This window comes from Ancylobacter moscoviensis (assembly GCF_007559435.1).
Taxonomy (GTDB): Bacteria; Pseudomonadota; Alphaproteobacteria; order Rhizobiales; family Xanthobacteraceae; genus Ancylobacter; species Ancylobacter moscoviensis.
The window spans coordinates 89,594-114,366 of the sequence record NZ_VMBP01000007.1 but is presented as its reverse complement, the minus strand read 5'-3'; the positions used below and the strand labels follow the sequence as shown (position 1 = coordinate 114,366).

The window sequence follows — 24,773 nt, the reverse complement described above, 5'->3', positions numbered from 1 at the left end:
GTCATCCGGCGACGAGGAACGCCTCGTCGACCGGCACCTGCAGCGCCGTCACCAGCGCGTTGGTCTGGGCGGCCATGCCGATGATCGCCACGAGATGGGCGTGCTGGTCATCGGTCATCCCCTTGGCGCGGGCGGCGGCGGTGTGCGAGTGGATGCAGTAGGAGCAGCCATTCGCCGTCGACACGGCGATGTAGATGAGCTCGCGGGTCAGCGGATCGAGCGGCCCCTCCGCCACCATGATCGCCTTCAGGCTTTCCCAGGTGCGCTTCAGCGCCGCCGGGTCATGGGCGAGAGCGCGCCAGAAATTATTGATGAAATCGGATTTCCGGGTCGCGCGGATGTCGTCGAACACCGCCTGCACCGCCGGGTTCACCGCTGCTTCCTCGTCGCTCAGCAGCCGGACCGTCGCCATCGTCTTCGCCTCCATCCATGACCCTGCATCCCTAGCACCTTCAGCCGTGAACGGCCTCCCGCGCAGCGGGGAAGAAGCGGTTCTCCGGGCGCGGCAGCCCGAGATGCTCGCGCAGCGTCGTGCCCTCATATTCGCGCCGGAAGATGCCGCGGCGCTGGAGCTCGGGCACCACCTTGTCGACGAAATCGTCGAGACCGGCGGGAAGGAACGGGAAGGTGATGTTGAATCCGTCCGAGCCCTCGGTCTCCAGCCATTCCTCCATCTCGTCGGCGATGGTCTGCGCCGTGCCGACGAAGGCGAGGCCGGAATAGCCCCCGAGCCGCTGGGCGAGCTGGCGCACGGTGAGGTTCTCGCGCCGGGCCATCTCGATCACCCGCTCGCGGGCGCTGCGGCTGGCATTGGTCTCCGGCACCTCGGGCAGCGGCCCGTCCGGGTCGAAGCGGGAGGCGTCATGGCCGAGGGCGATGGAGAGCGAGGCGATGGCGCTGTCGTAATGGACGAGGCTGTCGAGCCTGGCCCGCTTCGCGCGCGCCTCCTCGACGCTGTCGCCCACGACGACGAAGGCGCCCGGCAGGATCTTGAGGTGCTCACGCGGCCGCCCGAGCCTGTCGAGCCGGCCCTTCACGTTGGCATAGAAGGCGCGGCCGGTCGCGAGATCCGGCGCCGCCGCGAAGATCGCCTCGGCCGTCTCGGCGGCGAGCTGGCGGCCCGGTTCCGACGCGCCCGCCTGCACGATCACCGGCCAGCCCTGCACGGGGCGGGCGATGTTGAGCGGCCCGCGCACCGAGAAATAGGGGCCCTTGTGGTCGAGCACGTGCAGCCGCGACGGATCGAAATAGAGGCCGGACGACGCATCACGCGGGAAGGCATCGTCGGCGAAGCTATCCCACAGGCCGGTGACGACGTCGTAGAACTCGCGCGCGCGGACATAGCGCTCGTCATGCTCCATATGGTCGTCGAGACCGAAATTCAGCGCTGCGTCGGGGTTCGAGGTGGTGACGATGTTCCAGCCGGCCCGGCCGTTGCTGATGTGGTCCAGCGAGGCGAAGCGACGGGCGAGGTGATAGGGCTCCTCGAAGGTGGTCGAGGCGGTCGCCACCAGCCCAATCCTCGTCGTCACCATCGCCAGCGCCGAGAGCAAAGTGAAGGGCTCGAAGGAGGTCACGGTGTGGCTGCGCTTGAGCGCCTCCACCGGCATGTTCAGCACGGCGAGATGGTCGGCCATGAAGAAGGCGTCGAACCTGCCCTCCTCCAGCTTCTGCGCCAGCCGGACGATATGGCCGAGATTGAAGTTGGCATCCGGCCAAGCGCCCGGATAGCGCCAAGCGCCGGTGTGGAGGCTCACCGGCCGCATGAAGGCGCCGAGATGAAGCTGCTTGCGTGTCGTCATGCCGATGATGATCCCCGTGAGGCTGCGATCGGCGCGGGAGGCGAGCACCACCACCGCGAACTGCTGGCGGCAGATGGGAAGCCGGGCGGCACAATGCCAGTTCGCGGCCGGCAGCTTTTATGTTGATTTAGTCTATGGATTTTATATTTTGATCATAACACCATTCCACACGGCCAGTCAGGTTGAGAATCGATGGAAAGCTCCGCTCCCGCCCGCATCGCGCGCCGCTCGCTTCTCAAGACGGGCGCGGCCCTGGCCGGCGCCCTCACGCTTGGCGGCCCCGCCCTGGCGCAGGAGGCCGCGCCGGCCGCCGCGGATGCTCCCGTGCCCTCGCTCAAGGGCAAGACGATCGCCATCAGCGTCGCCGGCACCGATCATTTCTTCGATCTCAAGGCCTATCAGGCGCAGATCGAGACGGTGAAGGAACTGGGCGGCACGCCGATCGGGCTCGACGGCGGACGCAACGACAAGGCCATCGTCAGCCAGCTCCAGACGCTGCTGACGCAGAAGCCGGACGCGGTGATCCAGACGCTCGGCACGCTCACGGTGGTCGATCCCTGGCTGAAGAAGCTGCGGCAGGCCGATATCCCGGTCTTCTCGGTCGACCTGCCCTCCACCAACGTCATCAACACGGCGACGTCCGACAATTTCTCGCTCGGCGCCCAGCTCGCCCTGCAGCTCGTCTCGGACATTGGCGGCAAGGGCAACATCGTCGTCTTCAACGGCTTCGCCGGCGTTCCCGTCTGCGAGATCCGCTACAACCAGCTGCGCCATGTGCTGAAGTACTATCCCGAGGTGAAGATCGTGCAGCCGGAGCTGCGCGACGTCATCCCGAACACGGTGCAGGACGCCTACGCGCAGATCACCGCACTGCTGAGCAAGTATCCGGAAAAGGGCTCGATCTCGGCCATCTGGTCGGCCTGGGACATCCCCCAGCTCGGCGCGACGCAGGCGCTGATCGCCGCCGGTCGCACCGAGATCCTGACCTATGGCGTCGACGGCACGCCGGAAGTGCTGGCGCTGGTGAAGGACCCGAAAGCGCCGGCCGGCGCGGTGGCGGCCCAGCAGCCCTCGTTGATCGGGCGCACCGCCGTGCTCAACGTCGCCCGCTATCTGAACGGCGACACCTCCCTGCCGTCGCAGACCTTCCTGCCGGCGATCGTCGCCAACAAGAAGAACGCCGCCGACGTGCAGAAGCAGCTCGGCCAGGTCTGAGGCAGCCGCCTCGCTCCGAGGCGCATGGAGCCGGAGGCGGCAACGCCTTCGGCCACCGGGCAGCATGATGACAATTCTCGCTCCTACCCTCGCCATGCGCGGGCTGGTCAAGACATTCGGCCCCACCCGGGCGCTCGATGGCGCCTCGCTCACCGTCGCGCCGGGAACGGTGCACGGGCTCGTCGGCCAGAACGGCGCCGGCAAGTCGACGCTGATCAAGGTCCTCGCCGGACTGGTCGCGCCCGACGCCGGCGACATCGAGGTCGGCGGCACGCCCCTCGGCCCTCTCACCCCGCGGCGCGCCGAAGAGCTCGGCATCGCCTTCATCCATCAGGACCGGCTGCTGGTGCCCACCGCGACGGTGGGCGAGGCGCTGTTTCTCGGCCAGGAAAGGCTGGGCTCGCGCCACGGGCTGTGGCGCGGCCGGCTGGAGCGTCGCGCCGCCGGGCTGCTGGATCGCTTCTTCGGCATATCGCTGCCGAAGGGGGCGCTGATCCAGGACCTGACGACGGCGCAGCAGCAGATCGTCCAGATCACCCGCGCCCTGCTCGCCGACCCGAAGATCATCGTCTTCGACGAACCCACCGCCTCGCTTTCCCGGCGTGAGGTGGACCATCTGTTCGACGCCATCGGCCAGCTCAAGGCGCACGGCCTGACCAGCATCTACATCTCGCACTATCTCGCCGAGATCGAGCGCATCTGCGACGCGGTGACGGTGATGCGCAACGGGCGGGACGTCGCCCATGTCGACCCGCGCACGACCGGCACCGCGGAGATCACCCGGCTGATGGTCGACCGCGACGTGAAGGACCTGTTCCCCCGACACAACGCGACGCCCGGGGCCCCGGCGCTGAGCGTCTCCGGCCTTGCCGCGCCGCCGGCCTTCCGCGACGTGTCCTTCACCCTGCACCGGGGCGAGGTTCTGGGCCTGACCGGCCTGCTCGGCTCCGGCGCCAAGGAACTGGTGCGCAGCCTGTTCGGCCTCTCGCCCGCAAGGGCCGGGCGGATCGAGGTCGACGGCCGGCCGGTGCGGCTCGGCAGTCCCGGCGCCGCCGTCCGTCAGGCCATCGCCATGGTGCCGGAGGATCGCCGCGCGCAGGGCGTCGCGCTCGCGCTCGGCATGCGGGAGAACATGACGCTCGCCAGCCTTCCGGCCTTCAGCCGCTTCGGCTTCATCGACCGCGCCCGCGAGCGTCTTCGCGTCTCGCAGCTGATCGACGAGCTGAAGATCAAGACTTCCGGGCCGGAGGCCGCCGTGCGGACGCTGAGCGGGGGCAACCAGCAGAAGGTGGTGATCGCCAAATGGCTGGCGCGCCAGTCCCGCATCTATGTGCTGGACGAGCCGACGGTCGGCGTCGACGTCGCCGCCAAGGCGGAGATCTACCGGCTGATCGCCCGCCTCGCCGAACAGGGCGCGGCCATCCTGCTGCTCTCCGCCGATCTCGACGAACTGCTCGGCGTCAGCGACCGAATCCTGGTGATGTATCGCGGCGAACTCGTCTCCGAGCACATCCCGTCGGAGACGACGAGCGCACAGCTGCTGGCCGCCTCCGTCTCCGGCACCCGAGCGGAAGACACCGCCCATGTCGCTTGAATCCTCGTTCGAATCCTCGCTCGCCGCCTCTCAAGCGCTCCATTTGCCCCGCGCAGGCAGGCAGGCTCCTCCGCCGGAAGCGGCTGCGTCGGCCCCGGGGCTGTCGCGCGGCGCGCTCGCCGGCCTGCTGCGCTTCGCCGGCCTGCTGGCCCTGCTCGCCGTGGTCGCCTTCTTCGCGGTGCGCGTTCCCTCGTTCCTGACACCCGGCAATATCGGGCTCATCCTCTCGCAATCCGCCGTGCTCGGCATTCTCGGCCTCGGGCTCACGCTGGTGCTGATCACCGGCGGCTCGGACGTGATCCGCGGCGGCATCGACCTCTCGCTGGCCGGCACGCTCGGGCTCGCCGCCGCGGTCTTCGCCACGCTCAACCAGGCAGGCTACGGGGATGCGGCCTGCGTCGCCGCGACGCTCGCCACCGGCCTCGCGGTCGGCGCGCTGAACGCGCTGTCGGTGACGTGGCTGCGCATCCTGCCCCTGCTGGCGACGCTGGCGGTGATGAACATCTGCGCCGGGCTGGAGCTGGTGCTCACCGAAAACACCACCGTTCCCGCCGCCGCGCCGCTGATCGACGCGCTGAACCTCGCCGGGCCGTTCGACCTGCCGGTCATCGGGCTGGTCCTCGTCGCGGCGTGGCTGGTCCTCGCCGTCACCCTGCGCTTCACGCCGGTCGGGCTGCGGGCCTATGCGGTGGGCGGCCACCCCGAGGCCGCACGGGCGGCGGGCATCGCCCTCAACCGCTATGTCGCCGGCTCGTACATCGTCGCCGGCCTGTTGGGCGGGGTGGCGGGCATCCTCTCCGTCGCCTTCCTCAACGCCGCGACCTCCGGCTCCGCCGACATGCTGCTGCCGGTCATCGCGACCGCCTTCCTCGGCCGGATGTTCTCGCGCCGGCTGGTGCCGAGCGTGACGGGAACGCTGCTGGCGGCGGTGTTCCTCGGCGCCCTCGCCAACGGTTTCCAGCTCCTGCACGTCTCGTCCTACTGGGTGAACGGCATCGAGGGCGCGCTGATCCTCGCCGTCGTCGGCGTCACCTCCGGTCTCGCCCAGCGGGGAGCGCGCCCATGAGCCTCGATATCCTCGACAGCCGGCGCACCGCCGCGCCGGACCTGCTGCGCTTCGGCGTACCGCTGGCGCTCGCGCTCGTGCTGGTGGTGTTCTCCCTGCTGGCGCCGGGCTTCCTCACGCTCTCCAACATCGTCGGCGTGCTGGTGAACAATGTCGCGCTGGCGGCGATCGTCTCCATCGCCATGACGCTGACCGTCGCCTCGGGCGGCACGGACCTTTCCGTCGGCACGGCGGTGGATCTCGGCAGCCTCGCCTTCGTCTCCACCATCATCGCCGGCCAGCCGGTCTGGATCGCCGCCCTCATCGGCGTGCTGGCCGGCGTCGGCACGGGACTGTTCAACGCGCTGCTGATCGCCGGTCTGTCGATCACGCCCTTCCTGGCGACACTGGGCACGCTGTTCATCGGCCACAGCCTGCAGCAGCTCACGACCGATGGCGGCAATCCGGTCTATGTGCCAACCGGAAGTATCCCGCCGGCGCTCGCCTTCATCGGCCACGGCTCGGTCCTCGGCGTACCGCTGGCGCTGTGGCTGGTGGCGGTCCTCGCCATTGGCGCCTGGCTGCTGCTGGCGAAGTCGCGCTTCGGCCGGGAGGTTCTGGCGGTGGGAACCGAGCCGCAGGTGGCGCTCTATTCCGGCCTGCCGGTGCGCGCCGTGCTGGCCTTCATCTACATCGCCAGCGCCGCCATCGCCTCGATCGCCGGCATCCTCATCTCGGCCAACGTCAACGCCTACGTGCCCTATTCGGGCAACGCGTACCTGCTCAACAGCATCGGCGCCGCCTTCATCGGCACCTCGCTCAGCCGCACGCGGCGCGCCAACATCCCCGGCACCCTGCTCGGCGTGCTGCTGCTCGGCTTCGTCTCCAACGGGCTCCTGCTGATCGGCTGGAACTTCTACTGGCAGCAGGTCGGCAGCGGGCTGCTCATCTTCCTCGCCCTGCTGCTCGCCTTCACCGGCCGCCGCGACACGGCCTGAAGGCGCTCCACTGTGTCCAGACCGATCCTCCTCAACGCCTTCGTGATGAACACGCCGAGCCATCTGTCGCCCGGGCTCTGGCGCCATCCCGACGACAGCTCCACCGCCTATACGCGCCTCGACCACTGGATCGGGCTCGCGCAACTGCTGGAGCGGGGCCGCTTCTCCGCCATGTTCCTCGCGGACACGCTCGGCACCTACGAGGCGTTCGGCGGCTCGATGGCACCGGCCTTCCGGCACGGGTTGCACGCTCCGGTCAACGATCCCCTGCTGCTGGTGCCGGCGATGGCCGCCGCCACCCGGCACCTTTCCTTCGGCGTCACCTGCTCGGTGAGCTACGAGCATCCCTTCAGCCTCGCCCGCCGCTTCTCCACCCTCGACCACCTCACCGGCGGGCGGATCGGCTGGAACATCGTCACCTCCGCCCTCGACAGCGCCGCGCGCAATTTCGGCCGCCCCGAGCAGCTTCCGCACGACGCGCGCTACGAGCGCGCCGAGGAGTATCTCGAGGTCTGCTACAAGCTGTGGGAGGGCTCCTGGGCCGACGACGCGGTGCGCCGGGACAAGCATGGCGGCCTCTATGCCGATCCCTCGCGCATCCGCCCCATCGACCACCGCGGCGCGCATTTCGACGTCGCCGGCCCACATCTGGCCGAGCCCTCGCCCCAGCGCACGCCCGTGCTCTACCAGGCCGGCGCGTCGCGGCGCGGACGGGCCTTCGCGGCGCGCCACGCCGAATGCATCTTCGTCGGCGCCCCGTCGAGGGTCGCGCTCAAGAGAACCGTCGACCATCTGCGGGCAGCACTCGCGGAAGCCGGGCGTGATCCCGCCAGCGTGCCCATCGTCGCCGAGCACACCGTCATCACCGCGCCCACCGCGGCCGAAGCCGAGGACAAGCGGGCCGACTACGCACGCTACGCCTCGGAGGAAGGCGCCCTCGCCATGATGTCCGGCTGGATCGGCGTCGACCTCAGCCGCTACCGGCTGGACGATCCGTTCGAGCATGTGGAAAGCAACGCCATCCAGTCGGCGGTGGAGGCCATGAGCGCCGCCGATCCCGGCCGGGTCTGGACCATCCGCGAAATCGCCGCCTGGTGCGGCATAGGCGGGCTAAGCCCCGTCACCACCGGCACGCCCGCAGCGGTCGCCGACGAGCTCGAGGACTGGATCGCCGCGACCGGCATCGACGGCTTCAACCTCTCCTACGCGGTGATGGATGGCGGCTTCCGCGACTTCGTCGAGCTGGTCGTGCCGGAGCTGGAGCGGCGCGGGCGCCATCCGGCGCGCTACGCGCCCGGCACCTTCCGCGAAAAGCTCTTCGGCAACGGCCCGCGCCTTCCCGCAACCCATCCCGCGGCCGCCTTCCGCTTCGGCGTCGAGCCGGCCCGGCGGACGGCCTGACCCCGATCACATGAGAGATGACACGATGACAGCGACGCAGATCGAACAGGCCTGGGGCGCCGGACCGAGCCCGCGCTACGAGACCCTGGCGGCGCGGTTCCGCCCGCTCTTCGAGCGCATCCGGGCAAATGCGACCGAGCGCGAGCGCAGCCGCACGCTGCCCCATGCCGAGATCGGCTGGCTGAAGGAAGCCGGCTTCACCGCCGTGCGCCTGCCGGAGGCCGAAGGCGGCGCGGACGCGAGCCTGCCGGAATTCTTCAACCTGCTGATCGAGCTCTCCGCCGCCGATTCCAACCTCACGCAGGCGCTGCGGGCGCATTTCGGCTTCGTCGAGGAGATCATCCGCACCGACGTGCCGGGGCGGCGCGAGATATGGCTGCCGCGTCTGGCGCGCGGCGAGACCGCCGGCAGCGCCCGCAGCGAGGCGGGAGACGCGGCCCAGGCGGCGTTCGAGACGACGCTGCGCCGTCACGAGGACCATTGGCGGATCGCCGGCCGCAAGTTCTACACCACCGGCTCGCTCTACGCCGAATGGATCCACGTCGCCACCACCCGCGCCGAGGATGGCGGCTCGGTGACGGCGGTGGTGCGCCGCGACGCGCCCGGCGTGCAGGTGGTGGACGACTGGGACGGCTTCGGCCAGACGCTGACCGCGAGCGGCACCGCGCTCTTCGACGAGGTGGACGTGCAGGATGCCGATCTGGTCGAGGACGCCTCGATCTTTGGCTACACGCTGCCTTTCTACCAACTCGTCCACCTGTCGACGCTGGCCGGCATCGCGCGGGCGGCGGCGCGCGACGTCGCCGAGGCCGTCGCCCGGCGCCAGCGCAGCTACTCCCACGCCGCCGGCCCCCTGCCCCGGCTCGACCCGCAGGTGCTGCAGGTGGTCGGACGCGTTCGTGGCGCCGCCTATGCGGCGGGAGCCATCGTCACCAGGGTGGCGGAGGCGGTGGAGCGGGCAGCGAACTCCGGCGACGGGAAGGCCACGCTCGATCCGGCCGCGCTGGCCGTCGCCGAGCTCGAATCCGCCCAGTCCGTCAGCGTGATCACCGACCTCGTCTTCAACGCCACGACCGTGCTGTTCGACGCGCTCGGCGCCTCGGCGACGCTGCGCAGCGCCGGGCTCGACCGGCACTGGCGCAATGCCCGCACCCTCGCCTCGCACAATCCACGTATCTACAAGGACCGCATCGTCGGCGACTTCGCGGTGAACGGCACGCTCCCGCCCCAGTCGTGGCGGATCGGCCGCGTGTAGCTTCCCGCGTCCAATTCATGGGGGAAGGAAAGACGGACATGCTGCCCATCGACAGCGCCGGAGCCGGAGAGTTTGCCGAGGTCGGCTTCGTGCTGACGGACATGGACGAGACGCTCACCTTCCACGGCCGCCTGAGCGCGCGGACCTATGCCGCGCTCGAACGGCTTCAGGCGGCGGGGGTGAAGGTGATCCCGGTGACGGCGGCGCCTGCCGGCTGGTGCGACCAGATGGCGAGGATGTGGCCGGTGGACGGCGTCATCGGCGAGAATGGCGGCTTTTTCTTCCAGCGGGACGAAGACGGCCACGGTCTCCGCCGCCATTTCTGGCATCCGCCCGAGGAGCGCCAGCGCGTGACGCGGGAACTGGAGCGGATCGCCGCGCGCGTGCAGGCGGCTCTGCCGACGGCGCGCTTCGCCGAGGACCAGCCTTTCCGTGTGACCAGCATCGCCTTCGCCCAGCCCGACGACCCGCAGCAGCGTGCAGACATCGTCGATCTCCTCCGCCGGGAGGGAGCGGACGTCACCGTGAACAATCTCTGGGTGCTCGGCTGGCTCGGCGGCTACGACAAGCTGGCTGCGGCCCGCCGGTTTCTGGAAAGCCGCTACGGCCTTGCCATCGAGGCCGACCGCCGGGCGGTGGCCTATGTCGGCGATTCGACGAACGACGCGCCGATGTTCAGCTTTTTCGAGCACAGCTTCGGCGTCAGCACGGTGCGAAACTATCTCGCCGAGATTCCGAAGGCGCCCCGATGGATCACGCGCGGACCGGGCGGGGACGGCTTCGTCGAGGTCGCCGACGCCGTGCTCGCGGCGAAGCGCTGAATCACGCGGAGCGCCGCCGGTAACGGGCTCCCTCTATTTCGCACGTTCGTCCGATCTCCGGCGCCATCGTTACATTCCGCTTGCTCCCTAAATTATCTATTTATACGATAGACTATATGTATATCTGAGCAAGGTGGAGTGAAATGTCCCGGTCGATAGATCCCACGCGGTTTCCCGATTTCGAAAACAGGAAGGTGGTCGATGAACACCTCGAACGCCTCGACACCCACGGTGTCTCGCGGCGCGACTTCCTGGCCCTCGCCTCGGCGGGAGCCATCGCCGGCGCCACGGCCGGCATCGCCGGGCTGCCCTCGGTCGCCGTGGCGTCGCCGGACGGCAAGCTGGCCTATCTCGCCTGGACCTCGCGCGTCGAGTACATGATCCAGGCGAGCAAGGCGATCGAGGCCGCCAGCAAGGCGCTGGGCCTCGGCTACACCTTCCTCGACGGGCAATTCGACAGTCAGCGCCAGCTCAACCAGTTCGAGCAGCAGGCGACCATCGGCTCCGGCGGCATCATCCTGCATGCCTCGGACGGCAGCGCGCTCAAGCGCATCGCCCAGCTCTCGCAGGACAATCAGGTGTATTTCGCCAATGTCTGGGCCACGCTGCCGTGGTTCACGCCGTTCGACGCCAGCGACTATTACACGCTCTACGCCGTCCCCGAGGAATTCTCGGCCCATCGCGGCGTCACCGCCAAGCTGCTGGAGACCGTCACGAAGGACTTCGGCGGCGGCGACATCGTCGCCGTCACCGGCGTGCCGGGCTTCTCCACCGACACGGTGCGCAGCCGCGGACGCGACGACGCCTTCAAGGACTTCCCGAAGACCAGGCTGGTCGGCCAGCTGCCCGGCAATTTCAACCGCGAGGACTCGCTCAAGGTGACCGAGGACCTGCTGGCCCGGCACAAGAACATCGTCGGCGTCGTGGCGCAGAACGACGACGTGGCGCAGGGGGTGATCGCGGCCCTGCGCAGCGCCGGGCTGCAGCCCGGCACGGATGTCCTCGTGGTCGGCGCCGACGGCACGAGCGAGGGCGCGCGGGCGATCGTCCAGGGCACGCAGCTCGCCACCAGCGCGAACAGCCCGGCCTATTTCGGCGCCTTCTTCACCGCCCGGCTCTACGACGTCACGCATGGATGGAAGCCCCGCGCCGCCGAGCGCCTGCTCTACTGGCGCTCCGTCACCACCACGCGCGACAATGTCGACGTCTACCTGAAGCGCTATGTCGACAATGACGGGGTCGAGCCCTTCGACTACCGCCGGCTCTCCAAGGTTCTGCACCCTACCGACTGGGATCCCCAGGCCGAAATCTTCCCGCTCGACATCGACCAGGAATGGGCCGGCATTCCCAAGCCGGACGGCTGGACCTATCCGAAGGCCTATCTCGACGCGAAGACCAATGGCGAGTGGGAGGCGGTGACGGCGGAGTACCGCGACCACTACAAGATCAACTTCTTCGGCCCCTCGCCCAATGCCAAGTCCTGAGGCAGCTCCTGAGACAGGGGTCTGGCGCAGGCCCTGATCTTCATGAAGGCTCCCGGTGGCCGCGCCTGCGCGTGGCTGCCGGGGCGGCATTTCAGCCCGCCGCCAGCCGCCGGCGCAGCGGCAGTCCCGCGAGCAGCCCGACGAAGGCGGCGGCTAGGAAGACCCATCCCGACAGCGCCCCGGCATGGATGCCGGACAGCAGCACCCCGACCGTGCAGCCGAGCGCCATCATCGCTCCCCATCCCATCAGCAGCCCGCCGGCGAGACCGGCCACGACATCGCGCCCGCGCGGCCGGCGCGGCGTGAACTGTCCCGCGACCAGCGCCGAGGCGAAGCTCGCCCCGACGAGCCCGAGCACGAACAGCCCGTTCTCGGAGAGCAGCGCCTGCTTGATCACCGTCGCGCAGCCGCGGAAGCCGTCCAGCCCGTGCAACGTCTCCGGCAGGATGCCCCAGCCACTCGCCGCGCTGCGGGCGAGGCTGCCGATCTCCGCCGTCACCCCGAGCGGGCCGACGCGCAGATAGCTCGCCGCCGAGATCGCCCCCACCGCCAGCCCGGCGACCGCCGCCGGCCAGCGCGCGACGAAGATCGCGTGGGCAAGCGCGGAGAGACCCGTGCTCCCGTGCACCGCAATGGACACTGGCGGCCGTGCCCGCCAGAGACTCAGTGCCGCGAGCAGGGCCAGCGCCGCGAGGCTCGCCGCCAGCGTGCCGGCATAGCCGAGATGGTGCGGCAGCCAGACTACGGGCGCCTCGGAGATCACCGTGAGATAGAGCGGGTTCCAGGTGAGAAACCCCGCCGCGAAGCCGGCCACCGTGCCGGCGAGCGCGAAGGGTGCCGTCGGCGAGCCCTCCCCCAGCCGGTAGAGATGCGCCGAGATGCAGGAGCCGGACACCGCCATGCCGAGGCCGAAGGCGAAGGCGGCAACCGCGAGCGCCCCGCTCACCGGGCCGATATGCGCGTCCGGCGGCAGCCGCTCGGGCGCCGGCACCGGAAGCCACGCGCCGATCACCAGCGCATATCCGACGACGCCGACCGCCAGCGCCAACAGCAGCGCCAGCACACCGCGCGGATCACGCTGCTCGATCAGATCGCGGGTGTTGCAGAAAAAGCAGAAGCGCGAGCGCTGGAGCACCACGCCGAACGCCGCGCCGAAGGCCAGCGAGAGGCCCAGCCCGCGCCGGGCGGCATCGCCATCCGACAGATGAAGCACACCGGCGAGGATCGCCAGGGCAATGAGCACGGCCAGACCGAGAGCCGACCGACGCAGAACGGTTGGACGCATGGGAGAATTCCGGACGGGCGTCCACGCGACGTCGTCCCGGCCGACGCGGACGAAAACGGCGCGGGAACCGGTCCCGCGCCGAAAGGAGATGGAGGGAATACGCACGAACAGGCATGCGCACGTCAGGCATATGCACGTCAGGCACTTGGAGATCAGGCACGCCGCGCCCGCGCGCCGCCTGCCCGCTCCGTCGACGCCGCCCGGGTGCGCCGCCCGAGCCCCCGGTTCGGCGGCGTCGCCGTTACTTGCCCTGCCACACCGTGCCAGCAAGATTCACCACCGGCACGCCGACCGAGTTGCCGTACTCGGTCCACGAGCCGTCATAGTTCTTCACCTCGTAGCCGAGGATGCGCGAGAGCGCGTACCAGGTGTGGCTGGAGCGCTCGCCGATGCGGCAATAGACGATGACCGGCTTCGAGCCATCGACGCCCGCGTCGGCATAGAGCTTCCTGAGCTCTTCCTTCGACTTGAACTTGCCGGTCTCGGGATCGACCGCCTTCGACCACGTCACGTTCTTCGCGCCCGGCACGTGGCCGGCGCGGATGGACAGCTCCTTCGAGCCTTCCGGCGCGAACAGCTTGCCGGAATATTCGTCCGCCGAGCGGATATCGACGATCACCGCGTTCTTCTTGCCGTCGACCGTCTCCAGCACATCGGCGAGGCGGGCGCGCAGTTCCGGCTTGGCCGGCGGCAGCGTGAGGTCGGAGCTGGCGAAGCTCGGCGCCTTGGTGTCGAGCGGAAGGGCCTGCTTCTCCCAAAGCTTGCGCCCGCCGTCGAGCAGCTTCACCTGATCGCCGAGGCCATACTGGTTGAACACCCAGGCGCCCCAGGCCGCGAACCAGTTGTTGTTGTCGCCGTAGAGGACGATGGTGGTGTCCTTGGTGACGCCGGCCTTTTCCAGCAGTTCCTCGAATTTCGCCGGGCTGACGATGTCGCGCTTCACCGGATCGACGAGATCGGTGTGCCAGCTGATGTTGACGGCGCCGGGAATGTGGCCGCGCTCGTAGACGCCGGGATCGACGCTCACCTCGAAGACCCGCACCTTGGGGTTCTCGAGGTTTTCGGAAAGCCACCCGACATCGACGAGCGGCCCCTCCTGGGCCGCCGCCGGCGCCGCGAAGGCCCCGCCCGCCACCGCCAGACCCGCGACGGTCAGCGCGGCGAACGACCGGCGGCCACGGACGAAGATGCCGCTGATACGGCTCGATGACATGAGAGAATCCCCGCCTTGAAGCCGCCCGCCGGAGCGGGCGGCGTGATGAAAAGGACGAGAAACTTCACCTTGGGTAAGGCATCGTGTCAATAGTCTATATAAAAAATAGACAATAACCCTTGAAGCTCACTCCAGACCTCACCAGGCGGGAAGGATGGCGCCCTTGAAGCGGGTGTCGAGGAAGTCCTTCACCGCGTCGGACTGGTACGCTTTCACCAGCTTGACGATGACCGGCTTGCTCTCCTCGCCGGCGCGCACGGCGACGAAATTGCCGTAGGGATTGTTGGTCCGGCTCTCCTGCACCAGCGCGTCCTTGCGCGGGTCCAGCTTGGCGGCGAGCGCGTAGTTGGTGTTGATCACCGCGCCGTCGAGGTCGGGAAGCTGCTTGGGCAGCAGCGCGGCGTCGAGCTCGTGGAACTTCACCTTCTTCGGGTTCTCAGTGACGTCGAGAACGGTCGGCAGCAGGCCCTTGCCGGGCGCCAGCTTAATGAGGCCGTTGTCCGCCAGCAGATTCAGCGCGCGCCCGCCATTCGACGGATCGTTCGGGATGCCGATCTGCGCGCCCTCGGGCAGGGATTTGAAATCCTTGAACTTCACCGAATAGAAGCCGATCGGCTCGACGATGGTGAAGCCCGCCGGCACGATCTTGTAGCCGCGATTGGCGATCTGCGAATCGAGATAGGGTTTGTGCTGGAAGGCGTTGGCGTCGAGATCGCCGCGCGAGAGCGCCTCGTTGGGCAGCGTGTAGTCGGAGAAGGCGACGATCTCGATGTCGAGGCCATCCTTGGCGGCGACCTTCTTCACCACCTCGGCGAGTTCCTCCTCGTCGCCGCCGATGACGCCGAGCTTGATCTTGTCGGCGGCGTGGGCGGGAAAGAAGGCCGCGGCGGCCAGCACCGCGCCGAGGGCGGCGCCGAGCCAGCGGTTGGACAGGGCGGTCATGGGTTCTACTCCTGAATCACGAAGGCGCACGGCGCCGATTGCCCCAGCAAGGCGGGAGCCGGCGAAATTATCTAGTGACTTTATGGAATACTAGACATGCATATTTGTTATGCGCAATGAGCACAGATTGTGCACGTGCCGGCCGCACAATAATCTACTATCTTGGTTGACTTCTGATGCCGACCTGCTACATGTCGCTGATCCGGAGGCACCCGTGTCGCTGGATCGCGGGATTTGACACCCGGCAGCTTGCACCGCGACACCAACGCTAAAGCGCCACGGAGCGACTTCGTGGTCGGGCAACGAGCTGAGGAGCTGAGCCATGACCATGTGTTGTCGACGTCCCAAACGGGCCTGAGGCCCTTTCTCCGCCCCTTAGCCGAGACTGCCGGATGCCCGCGAGGCCTCCGGTCATTGGGATATCTGCCATGACCTCCGTGACACAGCCGGGCGCCGATGCGTCCTCCACCACCTATGAACCCACCCTCGACGAAATCCTCGCCGACCCGCTCGTCGACCTGATCCTGCGCCGCGACGGCCTGACCGCCGGCACGGTCCGGGCCCGGCTCGATCGCGAGCGCCGGCGCATTGCCGCCCGCGCCTCCGCGCCGGGTCTGGCGCGCGCCGCCTGAGGGCCGTATCACACCCGCCATGCTTCAGGACGCTGCCGCCTCCCCGTTTCCACCCGTACTCCGGCGCGATCTCGCGCCGGGTTCCCCGCATCCGATCCCCCACGGAACGACGGCCGGCACGGCCGCCGGATCGGACCGGCGGGCAGAAAGCGGGCGCGAGGGGGGAGGCGCGGCCATCGTGCTCGACCGTGTCTCCAAGACCTTCTCCGCCCGCGGCAACGATCCCGCCGTCGCGGCGCTGAAGGACATCTCGCTCGCTATTCCGCGCGGTGAAATCTACGGCGTGATCGGACGCTCGGGCGCCGGCAAGTCGACCCTGATCCGCACCATCAACGGCCTGGAGCGGCCGAGCAGCGGCGACGTCATCGTCGACGGCGTGACGATCAACCGGCTGGACGAGCGCGCGCTGCGCGGCGAGCGGCGCAAGATCGGCATGATCTTCCAGCACTTCAACCTGCTGTCCTCGCGCACCGCCTTCGACAATGTGGCGCTGCCGCTGGAGCTGGTCGGCCTCTCTCGCACCGCCATCCGCGAGAAGGTGCTGGGCCTGCTCGATCTTGTCGGGCTTTCCGACAAGAAGGACCGCTACCCGGTCGAACTCTCCGGCGGCCAGAAACAGCGCGTCGGCATCGCCCGCGCCCTTGCCACCGACCCGAAGGTGCTGCTCTCGGACGAGGCGACGAGCGCGCTCGACCCCGAGACTACCCGCTCCATTCTGACCCTGCTCGCCCGCGTGAACGCCGAGCTGGGCGTCACCATCGTGCTGATCACCCACGAGATGACGGTGATCAAGGAAATCTGCCACCGCGTCGGCGTCATCGAGGCCGGCAGCATCATCGAGGAAGGGCCGGTCAGCGAAGTCTTCGCCCATCCGCGCACGGCCACCGCCCGCTCCTTCATCGGCAGCCTGCCGGGCCGCGAGGTGCCCGCCGCGCTGGCGGGACGGCTCGGCGCCGACCCGGCCACCGCGACGCAGACCGTGCTGCGCCTGACGCTGACCGGCGACGCCGCCAGCCAGCCGCTCGTCACCCGCATCGCCCGCGAGCTCGGCATCGACGTCGCCCTGCTCGGCGGGCAGATCGACAGCATCGGCTCCCACCCCTTCGCCCTGCTCTATGCGGGCGTGCCCACCGGCGCCTGGACGAGCGGCGCGGTCACGGCGGCGCTGGAGGCGGCGGGCGTCGACACGGAGGTGATCGGCCATGTCGCCTGAACTCGCCAACCTCATTCTCGCCTCGACCCTCGACACGCTCTACATGGTCGCGGTCGCGACGCTGATCGGCACGCTGGTCGGCCTGCCGCTCGGCATCTTCCTGGCGACCAGCGGCAAAGGCGAGCTGTTCGAGGCGGTGGCCGTCAATCGCGTGCTCGGCCTCGTGGTGAACGCGGCGCGCTCGACGCCGTTCATCATCCTCGTCGTCGCCATCATTCCGTTCACCCGCCTCATCGCCGGCACTTCCATCGGCACCACCGCCGCCATCGTGCCGCTGTCCATCGCCGCCGCGCCCTTCATCGCCCGCATCGTCGAGGCGGCGGTGCGCGAGGTCGATCAGGGCCTGGTGGAAGCCTCGCTCGCCATGGGCGCGACGCCGTTGCAGATCGTGCGCAAGGTGCTGATCCCCGAGGCGCTTCCCGGCCTCGTGCTGGGCGTCACGCTGGCCATCGTCAGCCTGCTGTCGAACTCCGCCATGGTCGGCGCGGTCGGCGGCGGCGGCCTCGGTGATCTCGGCATCCGCTACGGCTACCAGCGCTTCATGCCGGAAGTGATGGTCATCGTCGTCATCGTCCTCATCCTGCTCGTGCAGTCGGTGCAGACGCTCGGCGAGACGCTGGCGCGGCGAGTGAACCGGCGCCTGCGACGCAGCTGACCCCTCACCCGGCCGGAGGCCCTCCGATGCTCAACCGCTCCTTCCTCGTCGCCCTGTCGCTTGCTGTTCTCGTGGGCACGGCCTCCGCCGAGACCATTCGCGTGGCGGTGACGCCGGGCCCGCACGCGCAGATCCTCGAAGCGGTGAAGCCGGTCGCCGCCGCGAAGGGGCTCGACATCGAGATCCTCGAATTCTCCGACTATGTCGTACCCAACCAGGCACTGGACGCCGGCGAGATCGAGGCCAATTCGTTCCAGAACCAGCCCTATCTCGACAACCAGAAGGCCGACCGCGGCTACCGGATCGAGCCGGTCGCGCCCACGGTGAACTTCCCGCTCGGCGTCTATTCCCGCAAATGGAAGAGCTGGGACGAGGTACCGGAAGGCGCCAGCATCGCCATCCAGAACGACCCCACCAATGGCGGGCGCTCGCTGCTGCTGCTTCAGGACAAGGGCGTGATCCGGCTGAAGGACGGCGTCGGCTTCAAGCCGACCGTGATCGACATCGTCGAAAACCCGAAGAAGCTGCGCTTCGTCGAGCTGGAGGCCGCCCAGACGCCGCGCGCCCTCGACGACGTGGACGCCGCCGCGATCAACACCAACTATGCCGTCTCCGCCGGCCTCGACCCGGTGAAGGACCCCATCCTCAAGGAGGACGCCAAGGGGCCCTATGTGAACCTCATCGCGGTGCGGGCCGTCGACAAGGACAAGCCGTGGGTGAAGACGCTCGTCGATTCCTACCGCTCGCCGGAGGTGAAGGCGTTCGTGCTGGATACCTTCAAGGGCTCGGTGCTGCCGTCCTGGTGAACCGCCGGCCGCGGCGGGCCCTTCCCGCCCGACCGGAGCCGCGCTCCCGTCCGGCTGATGGCCGGCTCTGCCGCAGCGCGATATCGATCATCCCCGTACTGCCTCCATCGCTCCCGCCGGAGCGCGGGCGCATATGTGCGCGATCCGAAGATTTCCAGCACCCGAGAGGCTGGATCAGGCTTTTGCACCAGCTAACAAATCCGCATGTTTTCCTTGTCGGACAAGATGCGCCTTCTTCGCACATGCAACACAAACAAATTCAATATTTGGATTAATTGACAATAATTGGGACGCCTAGCCCATTTCTTGAAATTACTGCTAGTCTATAGCTCTGGACAGACTATGCCTTCCTGATTTCAAGAGGTGCAACATGGCTGACCCATCGGCGGGCAAACTCTCGCTTCCCACTTTGACCGCCATGGTTGTCGGCTCGATGGTCGGGGCAGGCATCTTCAACCTTCCCGGCCGCTTCGCCACGGCGACCGGCCCGTTCGGCGCCATCATCGCCTGGCTCATCGCCGGCACCGGCATGTACATGCTGGCGCGGGTCTTCCAGGCCCTAGCCGAGAGGCGGCCGGACATCGACTCCGGCGTCTTCGCCTACGCCAAGGCCGGCTTCGGCGACTATATGGGCTTCCTGTCGGCCTTCGGCTACTGGCTGGGAAGCTGCCTCGGCAACGTCTTCTACTGGGTGCTGATCGGCTCGACGCTCGGGCGCTTCTTCCCCGACATCTTCGGGGACGGCAGCAGCGCCACCGCCATCATTGTGTCGCTGATCGGCGTCTGGGCCTTCCATTTCATGATCCTGCGCGGCGTCGAGCAGGCCACCTTCATCAACAGCATCGTCACCATCGCCAAGATCGTGCCGCTGATCGTGGCGATCCTCGGCTTCGTGTTCTTCTTCAACTACGACCAATTCGCCGCGAACTTCTTCGGCGGCGTGGACATGCCGGAGAAGACGCTGCTGGCGCAGGTGCGCGACACCATGCTCATCACCGTCTTCGTGTTTCTCGGCATCGAGGGCGCGAGCGTGTATTCCCGCTTTGCCAGGAAGCGTTCGGATGTCGGTGCCGCCACCATCCTCGGCTTCGTCGCCGTCACCGGCCTGATGGTCGCCGTCACGCTGCTGCCCTACGCGACAGCGCCCCGTGCGGCGATCGCCGGGGTGCAGAATCCCTCGCTCGCCGGGGCGCTGGAGCTGGTGGTCGGCCATTGGGGCGCGGTACTGATTTCCATCGGCGTACTGGTTTCGGTGCTCGGCGCCTATCTCGCCTGGTCGCTGATCTGCGCGGAAGTGCTGTTCGCCGCCGCCAAGTCGAGCGACATGCCCCGGCTCTTCGCCGCGCAGAACCGCAACCGCGTGCCCGCCAATGCGCTGTGGCTGACCAACATCGTCGTATCGCTGTTCATCATCTCCACCTACTGGTCGCGCGACGCCTTCAACTTCATGCTCGACATGACCAGCGTGACGGCGCTGATGCCCTACCTGCTGGTTGCCGGCTATGGCGTGCTGCTGGCGCGCAGCGGCGTCGGCTACGAAACGACGCCCGGCGAGCGCGGCCGCGACCAGATCTTCGCCTGGATCGCCGTGGTCTACACGCTGTTCATGTTCGTCGCCGCCGGCCTGAAATACGTGCTGCTGGTGACCGTGCTCTTCGTGCCCGGCACCATTCTCTACGTCTGGGCCCGCAGGGAACAGAACGCCCGGCTGTTCACCCCGGTCGAGCTCGTCATCTTCGCCGTCACGCTGCTCGGCGGCGCCATCGGCGCCTACGGTCTGCTGACCGGCCTCATCACTCCCTGACAAGAAAAGCCACGAGGAGCCCCACGATGGAAACGACCTTCGGCGTCCATTCGGAAGTCGGCCAGCTGCGCAAGGTCATGGTCTGCGCCCCCGGCCGCGCCCACCAGCGCCTCACCCCGAGCAATTGCGACGCCCTGCTCTTCGACGACGTGCTGTGGGTGGATGTCGCCAAGCGCGACCATTTCGACTTCATCACCAAGATGCGCGACCGCGGCATCGACGTGGTGGAGATGCACAACCTCCTCACCGAGACGCTCGCCGTCCCAGAAGCCAAGAAGTGGATCCTCGACAATCAGGTGGTCCCGAACCAGATCGGCCTCGGCTTCGTCGAGGAGGTACGCTCCTATCTCGAGGGCCTGCCGAACCGCCAGCTCGCCGAGACGCTGATCGGCGGCCTGTCCACCTACGAATTCCCCGAGACCATCGGCGGCGAGACGTTGGCGCTCATTCGCGACGCCGCCGGCGTCAACGAGTATCTGCTGCCGCCGCTGCCCAACACGCTCTACACCCGCGACACCACCTGCTGGATCTATGGCGGCGTCACCCTCAACCCGCTCTACTGGCCGGCGCGGCACGAGGAGACGATCCTCACCACCTCGATCTACACGTTCCATCCGGACTTCGCCGGCAAGGTGAACGTGTGGTGGGGCGACCCGACGAAGGACTGGGGCCTCGCCACGCTGGAAGGCGGCGACGTGATGCCGATCGGCAAGGGCAACGTGCTGATCGGCATGAGCGAGCGCACCTCGCGCCAGGCGATCAGCCAGGCCGCGGCGGCGCTGTTCGAGAAGGGTGGCGCGGAGCGTGTCATCGTCGCCGCCATGCCGAAGCTGCGCGCCGCGATGCATCTCGACACGGTGTTCACCTTCGCCGACCGCGACTGCGTGCTGCTGTACCCGGACATCGTCAACGGCATCGAATGCTTCTCCTACCGGCCGGACGGCAAGGGCGGCGTCGAGCTCTCCAAGGACAAGGGCGGCCTCGTCGAGACCGTGCGCGAGGCGCTCGGGCTCAAGGAGATCCGCGTCGTCGAGACCGGCGGCAACGACTACATGCGCGAGCGCACGCAGTGGGACAGCGGCGCCAACCTCGTCTGCGCCTCGCCGGGCGTGGTCTTCGCCTATGACCGCAACACCTACGCCAACACGCTGCTGCGCAAGGCGGGCATCGAGGTGATCACCATCGACGGCTCCGAGCTCGGCCGCGGGCGCGGCGGCGGCCATTGCATGACCTGCCCGATCATCCGCGACGCGGTGGATTTCTGAGGGCGCGCCTACAACCAGCGTCATGGCCGGGCTTGACCCGGCCATCCACGTCCTCGCCGATGTAGGATGCGCACGCCAAAAGCGTGGATCCCCGGGCCAGGCCCGGGGATGACGGAGCTTTCGGATGGCGCGGCGAGCCTGCACGTGGTTAGGACCAGACTCTCAGGCGACGCGATGACCCAGCCCGCCCAACAGAAATTCGCCCTGCCGACGCTGGCCGCCATGGTGGTCGGCTCCATGGTCGGGGCGGGCATCTTCTCGCTGCCGCAGACCTTCGGGCGCGTCACCGGCGGCCTCGGCGCGCTCATCGCCTGGGCCATCGCCGGCGGCGGCATGCTGATGCTGGCCTTCGTCTTCCAGACGCTGTCGCGCCGCAAGCCCGAACTCGACGCCGGCGTCTACGCCTATGCCAAGGCCGGGTTCGGCAATTACCCCGGCTTCCTCTCGGCGCTGGGTTACTGGACGGTCTGCTGTCTCGGCAACGTGTCCTACTGGGTGCTGATCAAGTCGACCTGGGGAGCGCTGTTTCCCATCCTCGGCGACGGCAACACGGTCGTCGCCGTCGCCCTGTCGTCGGTCGGCATCTGGGTGGTGCATTTCCTGATCCTGCGCGGCGTGCGAGAGGCGGCCTTCATCAACACCGTCGTCACGGTCGCGAAGATCATCCCGATCCTGATCTTCCTCGTCTTCGTCGGCTTCGCCTTCCGGGCGGGCATCTTCGCGGCGAATTTCGACGGCGGGCCCGGCCTCGAGGCCGAGGGCCTGTTCGCACAGGTGCGCGGCACCATGCTGGTAACGGTGTTCGTCTTCGTCGGCATCGAGGGGGCCAGCGTCTATTCGCGCTATGCGCGCAAGCGCTCCGATGTCGGGCTCGCGACGGTGCTCGGCTTTCTCGGCGTGCTGTGCCTGCTCGTACTGGTGACGATGCTTTCCTACGGAGTACTGCCGCGTCCTGACCTCGCCGAGTTGCGCAACCCTTCCATGGCGGGCGTTCTGCGCGCGGTGGCGGGGCCCTGGGGCGCCGTGTTCGTCAGCGCCGGCCTCATCGTCTCGGTGCTCGGCGCCTATCTCTCATGGTCGCTGCTGGCGGCGGAGGTTCTCTATTCCGCGGCGAAGATGGAAAGCATGCCGGCCTTCCTGGCGGTGGAGAACCACAACAAGGTACCCGCCGCCGCGCTCTGGCTCACCAACATCCTGATCCAGCTCTTCCTCGTCCTGACGCTCTTCGCCGAGGAAGCTTTCCTGCTGGCGCTGAAGCTCACCTCCTCGATGATCCTGCTGCCCTATTTGCTGACGGCGGCCTACGCGCTGAAGCTCGCCTGGACGGGGGAAACCTATGCGCAACAGCCGCGCGAGCGGAACGGCGACCTGATCCTCGCGGCACTCGCCACGATCTACGCTATCGGCCTGATCTATGCGGGCGGGCTGAAATTCCTGCTGCTGTCGCTGGTCATCTACGTGCCGGGGACGATCCTGTTTGCCATCGCGCAGAAGGAGCGCGGCCACCGCCTCTTCACCCCCGGCGAGACCGTGCTTTTCGCCGTCGCCGCCATCGGCGCGGCCGTCGCGCTCTACGGGCTGGTGACCGGGCTTATCCGCGCCTGACCGCCCCCCTCCGGCGACAGGCGGGTGGAAACGCGGTAGGCATCGAAAGGTCTGTCCCGCCGCCCGGCGGGCACCGTATTGGCGGGTGAATGAGCGCAAACACGACCCGAAGCGAAGGAAGGCCCCCGCACGCGACGGGCACGGCCGGACGAAGGGGAACGGCGGGCATCGTCCTCCTTCTGGCCGGAACCGCGCTGCTGCTCCTGTGGGTCTGCGCGGCGGCGTGGTTCCAGTTCGAGCCCCCGCTGCGCTGGGCGGTGATCGCGCTGGCCGTGGCCATTGGCGGGACAATCGCCCTGCTGGCGTGGCGACGGCGCGCGGCCGGCTGGATGGCGCTGGCGGCGGCCATGTGCGCGACAGCGGCCTGGTGGGCGTCCGTCACGCCCTCCAACGACCGCGACTGGGCGCCGGACGTGGCACATGGCGTCACCGGCGAGGTCCGCGGCTCAGACGTGGAGCTCCACAATGTACGGGCCTTCGACTGGCGGACCGAGCATGACGGCACGCCGCATTGGGAGAGCCGCCGCTACGATCTCGACGCGCTCGAGACAGTCGATCTGTTCAGTTCGGTCTGGGGTAATCCGGCCATCGCCCACACGCTGATCGGCTTCGGCTTCAAGGATGGCGCGCGCGTCGTCTTCTCGGCGGAGATCCGCCGCGAGCGCGGCGAGGAGTTCTCCGAGATCGGCGGCTTCTTCAAGGAATTCGAACTGGTGATGATCGCCGCCGATCCGGACGACATCATCCACCTGCGCACGGACATGCGGCGCGAGACGGTGTCGCGCTTCCCGCTCCGGCTCACGCCCGAGCAGGCACGCACGCTGTTCCTGTCCTATGTGACGAAGGCGAACGAACTCGCGACCGAGCCGGAATTCTACCAGACCATCACCACCAACTGCACGACGGTGATCTTCCATCTGGCGCGTCTCGTCGACTCGCGCATGCCGACCGACTGGCGCATCCTGCTGTCGGGCTATCTGCCGGACTATCTCTACGATCTCGGCATCATCCGCACCGACCTGCCGCTCGACGAGGTGAAGCGGGCCGCCGTTCTCGTCCCGGACGGCCGTCCGCCGCCGGCCTCGAAACCGATGCCGGTGCCTCAGGCCGACCAGCTCTGAAGCAGCGCCCGCAGCATGTCCTCGCCGTCCCCGACGAAGTCGAAGGCGTCGCGGTCCTTGAGCCATTCGAAGAGCAGCCCCGTCACGGACCACTGGAACGTGCGGACCGCCGTCTCGGGCTTCCAGTGGGCGGCGAGCTGTCCCTTCTCGCGGGCCAGCTCGAAGAACTCCAGCAGCTGGCCGAAATGCCGCTGCGTCGTCTCGCGGTCGCGCTTGAGCAGCTCGGCCAGCTCGCCATGATAATCGCAGCGGAACAGGATGGTGTAGATGCGCTGGCGCCGCTCGTCCCTGGCGATGATATGGAGGCACTGCCGGGCGACCTCGCACACGAAGTCCAGCGGCCGCTCCGGCTTCGTCTCCCGACTGAGGACCAGCATTTCCTCCGCCGGCAGGGTCGTCAGCTCGTCGAGCGCCAGCAGCAGCTCCGCCTTGTTGGCGAAGTGCCAGTAGATGGCACCGCGCGTCACGCCCGCTGCCGCCGCGATCCGGTCGAAGGTAACGGCCGACACGCCGAGCTCGAAGAACAGGTGCTCGGCCACGTCGAGCAGCTTCGCGCGTGTCTCCTCGGCTTCCGCCTTCGTCCGTCGCATGGCAGCCTTCTCCCGTCCCCGTTTCCC

22 protein-coding genes are annotated in these 24,773 nt (G+C 68.2%); 16 read left to right on the top strand and 6 right to left on the bottom strand.

Annotated features, from left to right (window positions below; genetic code table 11):
- Window position 1: 1 nt before the first annotated feature.
- A complete protein-coding gene (locus tag FO470_RS18710; protein ID WP_144344622.1) occupies window positions 2-412 on the bottom strand; it encodes a carboxymuconolactone decarboxylase family protein in 411 nt (136 codons plus the stop codon).
- A gap of 40 nt (window positions 413-452) precedes the next feature.
- Window positions 453-1,802, bottom strand: a complete 1,350-nt coding sequence (locus FO470_RS18705) for an LLM class flavin-dependent oxidoreductase (RefSeq protein ID WP_144344511.1) — start codon at window positions 1,800-1,802, stop codon at window positions 453-455.
- Window positions 1,803-1,994: 192 nt separating this feature from the next.
- On the opposite strand from FO470_RS18705, the gene FO470_RS18700 reads away from it, so the two are divergent.
- The 8 genes from FO470_RS18700 to FO470_RS18665 all read left to right on the top strand — a co-directional run bounded on the left by FO470_RS18700 (window position 1,995) and on the right by FO470_RS18665 (window position 11,615).
- Window positions 1,995-3,017, top strand: coding sequence for a sugar ABC transporter substrate-binding protein (locus FO470_RS18700; protein ID WP_144344510.1), 1,023 nt, complete (start codon window positions 1,995-1,997; stop codon window positions 3,015-3,017).
- Window positions 3,018-3,081: 64 nt separating this feature from the next.
- Entirely contained in the window at window positions 3,082-4,611 is a 1,530-nt protein-coding gene (locus FO470_RS18695) for a sugar ABC transporter ATP-binding protein (protein ID WP_144344509.1), read from the top strand.
- Window positions 4,601-5,677: an ABC transporter permease gene (locus FO470_RS18690; RefSeq protein ID WP_144344508.1), complete on the top strand. Its 1,077-nt coding sequence runs from the start codon at window positions 4,601-4,603 to the stop codon at window positions 5,675-5,677. Before FO470_RS18695 ends, FO470_RS18690 begins: the two co-directional genes overlap by 11 nt.
- Window positions 5,674-6,654: an ABC transporter permease gene (locus tag FO470_RS18685; RefSeq protein WP_144344507.1), complete on the top strand. Its 981-nt coding sequence runs from the start codon at window positions 5,674-5,676 to the stop codon at window positions 6,652-6,654. Before FO470_RS18690 ends, FO470_RS18685 begins: the two co-directional genes overlap by 4 nt.
- Window positions 6,655-6,666: 12 nt before the next feature.
- Window positions 6,667-8,055, top strand: coding sequence for an LLM class flavin-dependent oxidoreductase (locus tag FO470_RS18680; protein ID WP_144344506.1), 1,389 nt, complete (start codon window positions 6,667-6,669; stop codon window positions 8,053-8,055).
- Window positions 8,056-8,080: 25 nt separating this feature from the next.
- On the top strand, window positions 8,081-9,310 hold the full coding sequence (locus FO470_RS18675) for an acyl-CoA dehydrogenase family protein (RefSeq protein ID WP_144344505.1): 1,230 nt from the start codon (window positions 8,081-8,083) through the stop codon (window positions 9,308-9,310).
- Between the two features lie 38 nt (window positions 9,311-9,348).
- The gene (locus tag FO470_RS18670) at window positions 9,349-10,131 is read left to right on the top strand and encodes an HAD family hydrolase (RefSeq protein WP_144344504.1); all 783 of its coding nucleotides are present in this window, start codon (window positions 9,349-9,351) and stop codon (window positions 10,129-10,131) included.
- 194 nt (window positions 10,132-10,325) lie between these two features.
- Complete coding sequence (locus tag FO470_RS18665) at window positions 10,326-11,615, top strand: sugar ABC transporter substrate-binding protein (RefSeq protein ID WP_186292027.1); 1,290 nt, start codon at window positions 10,326-10,328, stop codon at window positions 11,613-11,615.
- Window positions 11,616-11,706: 91 nt separating this feature from the next.
- On the opposite strand, the gene FO470_RS18660 is transcribed toward FO470_RS18665, so the two are convergent.
- The 3 genes from FO470_RS18660 to FO470_RS18650 all read right to left on the bottom strand — a co-directional run bounded on the left by FO470_RS18660 (window position 11,707) and on the right by FO470_RS18650 (window position 15,055).
- The gene (locus FO470_RS18660; RefSeq protein WP_144344502.1) at window positions 11,707-12,900 is read right to left on the bottom strand and encodes a YeeE/YedE family protein; all 1,194 of its coding nucleotides are present in this window, start codon (window positions 12,898-12,900) and stop codon (window positions 11,707-11,709) included.
- A 241-nt stretch (window positions 12,901-13,141) separates the two neighbouring features.
- Window positions 13,142-14,113 carry a sulfurtransferase gene (locus FO470_RS18655; protein ID WP_144344501.1) on the bottom strand — a complete coding sequence of 324 codons (972 nt, stop codon included), beginning with the start codon at window positions 14,111-14,113 and terminating at the stop codon, window positions 13,142-13,144.
- 138 nt (window positions 14,114-14,251) lie between these two features.
- Window positions 14,252-15,055, bottom strand: coding sequence for a MetQ/NlpA family ABC transporter substrate-binding protein (locus tag FO470_RS18650; RefSeq protein WP_144344500.1), 804 nt, complete (start codon window positions 15,053-15,055; stop codon window positions 14,252-14,254).
- A gap of 428 nt (window positions 15,056-15,483) precedes the next feature.
- Between FO470_RS18650 and FO470_RS18645 the strand changes: the two genes are divergently transcribed.
- The 8 genes from FO470_RS18645 to FO470_RS18610 all read left to right on the top strand — a co-directional run bounded on the left by FO470_RS18645 (window position 15,484) and on the right by FO470_RS18610 (window position 24,156).
- Window positions 15,484-15,687: a hypothetical protein gene (locus tag FO470_RS18645; protein WP_144344499.1), complete on the top strand. Its 204-nt coding sequence runs from the start codon at window positions 15,484-15,486 to the stop codon at window positions 15,685-15,687.
- Window positions 15,688-15,865: 178 nt separating this feature from the next.
- Window positions 15,866-16,900, top strand: a complete 1,035-nt coding sequence (locus FO470_RS18640; protein WP_246659640.1) for a methionine ABC transporter ATP-binding protein — start codon at window positions 15,866-15,868, stop codon at window positions 16,898-16,900.
- On the top strand, window positions 16,890-17,555 hold the full coding sequence (locus FO470_RS18635) for a methionine ABC transporter permease (protein WP_144344497.1): 666 nt from the start codon (window positions 16,890-16,892) through the stop codon (window positions 17,553-17,555). Before FO470_RS18640 ends, FO470_RS18635 begins: the two co-directional genes overlap by 11 nt.
- Before the next feature lie 26 nt (window positions 17,556-17,581).
- On the top strand, window positions 17,582-18,361 hold the full coding sequence (locus tag FO470_RS18630; protein ID WP_144344496.1) for a MetQ/NlpA family ABC transporter substrate-binding protein: 780 nt from the start codon (window positions 17,582-17,584) through the stop codon (window positions 18,359-18,361).
- Window positions 18,362-18,731: 370 nt separating this feature from the next.
- The gene (locus tag FO470_RS18625) at window positions 18,732-20,165 is read left to right on the top strand and encodes a basic amino acid/polyamine antiporter (protein WP_144344495.1); all 1,434 of its coding nucleotides are present in this window, start codon (window positions 18,732-18,734) and stop codon (window positions 20,163-20,165) included.
- A 26-nt stretch (window positions 20,166-20,191) separates the two neighbouring features.
- The gene (locus FO470_RS18620; RefSeq protein WP_144344494.1) at window positions 20,192-21,430 is read left to right on the top strand and encodes an arginine deiminase; all 1,239 of its coding nucleotides are present in this window, start codon (window positions 20,192-20,194) and stop codon (window positions 21,428-21,430) included.
- 174 nt (window positions 21,431-21,604) lie between these two features.
- Window positions 21,605-23,035 (top strand): basic amino acid/polyamine antiporter, encoded by a 1,431-nt coding sequence (locus FO470_RS18615; RefSeq protein ID WP_144344493.1) that lies wholly within the window; start codon window positions 21,605-21,607, stop codon window positions 23,033-23,035.
- Window positions 23,036-23,124: 89 nt separating this feature from the next.
- On the top strand, window positions 23,125-24,156 hold the full coding sequence (locus tag FO470_RS18610; RefSeq protein ID WP_144344492.1) for an Lnb N-terminal periplasmic domain-containing protein: 1,032 nt from the start codon (window positions 23,125-23,127) through the stop codon (window positions 24,154-24,156).
- Here the strand turns inward: FO470_RS18610 and FO470_RS18605 are convergent.
- Window positions 24,138-24,746 (bottom strand): TetR family transcriptional regulator, encoded by a 609-nt coding sequence (locus tag FO470_RS18605; RefSeq protein WP_144344491.1) that lies wholly within the window; start codon window positions 24,744-24,746, stop codon window positions 24,138-24,140. The two genes, FO470_RS18610 and FO470_RS18605, sit on opposite strands and share 19 nt — an antisense overlap.
- Window positions 24,747-24,773 lie beyond the last annotated feature (27 nt).

Bases quoted from the DNA above. Each gene is read 5' to 3' on its own strand.
- FO470_RS18710 (WP_144344622.1), bottom strand. From the start codon at position 412: ATGGCGACGGTCCGGCTGCTGAGCGACGAGGAAGCAGCGGTGAACCCG.
- FO470_RS18705 (WP_144344511.1), bottom strand. From the start codon at position 1,802: ATGACGACACGCAAGCAGCTTCATCTCGGCGCCTTCATGCGGCCGGTG.
- FO470_RS18700 (WP_144344510.1), top strand. From the start codon at position 1,995: ATGGAAAGCTCCGCTCCCGCCCGCATCGCGCGCCGCTCGCTTCTCAAG.
- FO470_RS18695 (WP_144344509.1), top strand. From the start codon at position 3,082: ATGATGACAATTCTCGCTCCTACCCTCGCCATGCGCGGGCTGGTCAAG.
- FO470_RS18690 (WP_144344508.1), top strand. From the start codon at position 4,601: ATGTCGCTTGAATCCTCGTTCGAATCCTCGCTCGCCGCCTCTCAAGCG.
- FO470_RS18685 (WP_144344507.1), top strand. From the start codon at position 5,674: ATGAGCCTCGATATCCTCGACAGCCGGCGCACCGCCGCGCCGGACCTG.
- FO470_RS18675 (WP_144344505.1), top strand. From the start codon at position 8,081: ATGACAGCGACGCAGATCGAACAGGCCTGGGGCGCCGGACCGAGCCCG.
- FO470_RS18670 (WP_144344504.1), top strand. From the start codon at position 9,349: ATGCTGCCCATCGACAGCGCCGGAGCCGGAGAGTTTGCCGAGGTCGGC.
- FO470_RS18660 (WP_144344502.1), bottom strand. From the start codon at position 12,900: ATGCGTCCAACCGTTCTGCGTCGGTCGGCTCTCGGTCTGGCCGTGCTC.
- FO470_RS18655 (WP_144344501.1), bottom strand. From the start codon at position 14,113: ATGTCATCGAGCCGTATCAGCGGCATCTTCGTCCGTGGCCGCCGGTCG.
- FO470_RS18650 (WP_144344500.1), bottom strand. From the start codon at position 15,055: ATGACCGCCCTGTCCAACCGCTGGCTCGGCGCCGCCCTCGGCGCGGTG.
- FO470_RS18645 (WP_144344499.1), top strand. From the start codon at position 15,484: ATGACCTCCGTGACACAGCCGGGCGCCGATGCGTCCTCCACCACCTAT.
- FO470_RS18635 (WP_144344497.1), top strand. From the start codon at position 16,890: ATGTCGCCTGAACTCGCCAACCTCATTCTCGCCTCGACCCTCGACACG.
- FO470_RS18630 (WP_144344496.1), top strand. From the start codon at position 17,582: ATGCTCAACCGCTCCTTCCTCGTCGCCCTGTCGCTTGCTGTTCTCGTG.
- FO470_RS18625 (WP_144344495.1), top strand. From the start codon at position 18,732: ATGGCTGACCCATCGGCGGGCAAACTCTCGCTTCCCACTTTGACCGCC.
- FO470_RS18620 (WP_144344494.1), top strand. From the start codon at position 20,192: ATGGAAACGACCTTCGGCGTCCATTCGGAAGTCGGCCAGCTGCGCAAG.
- FO470_RS18615 (WP_144344493.1), top strand. From the start codon at position 21,605: ATGACCCAGCCCGCCCAACAGAAATTCGCCCTGCCGACGCTGGCCGCC.
- FO470_RS18610 (WP_144344492.1), top strand. From the start codon at position 23,125: ATGAGCGCAAACACGACCCGAAGCGAAGGAAGGCCCCCGCACGCGACG.
- FO470_RS18605 (WP_144344491.1), bottom strand. From the start codon at position 24,746: ATGCGACGGACGAAGGCGGAAGCCGAGGAGACACGCGCGAAGCTGCTC.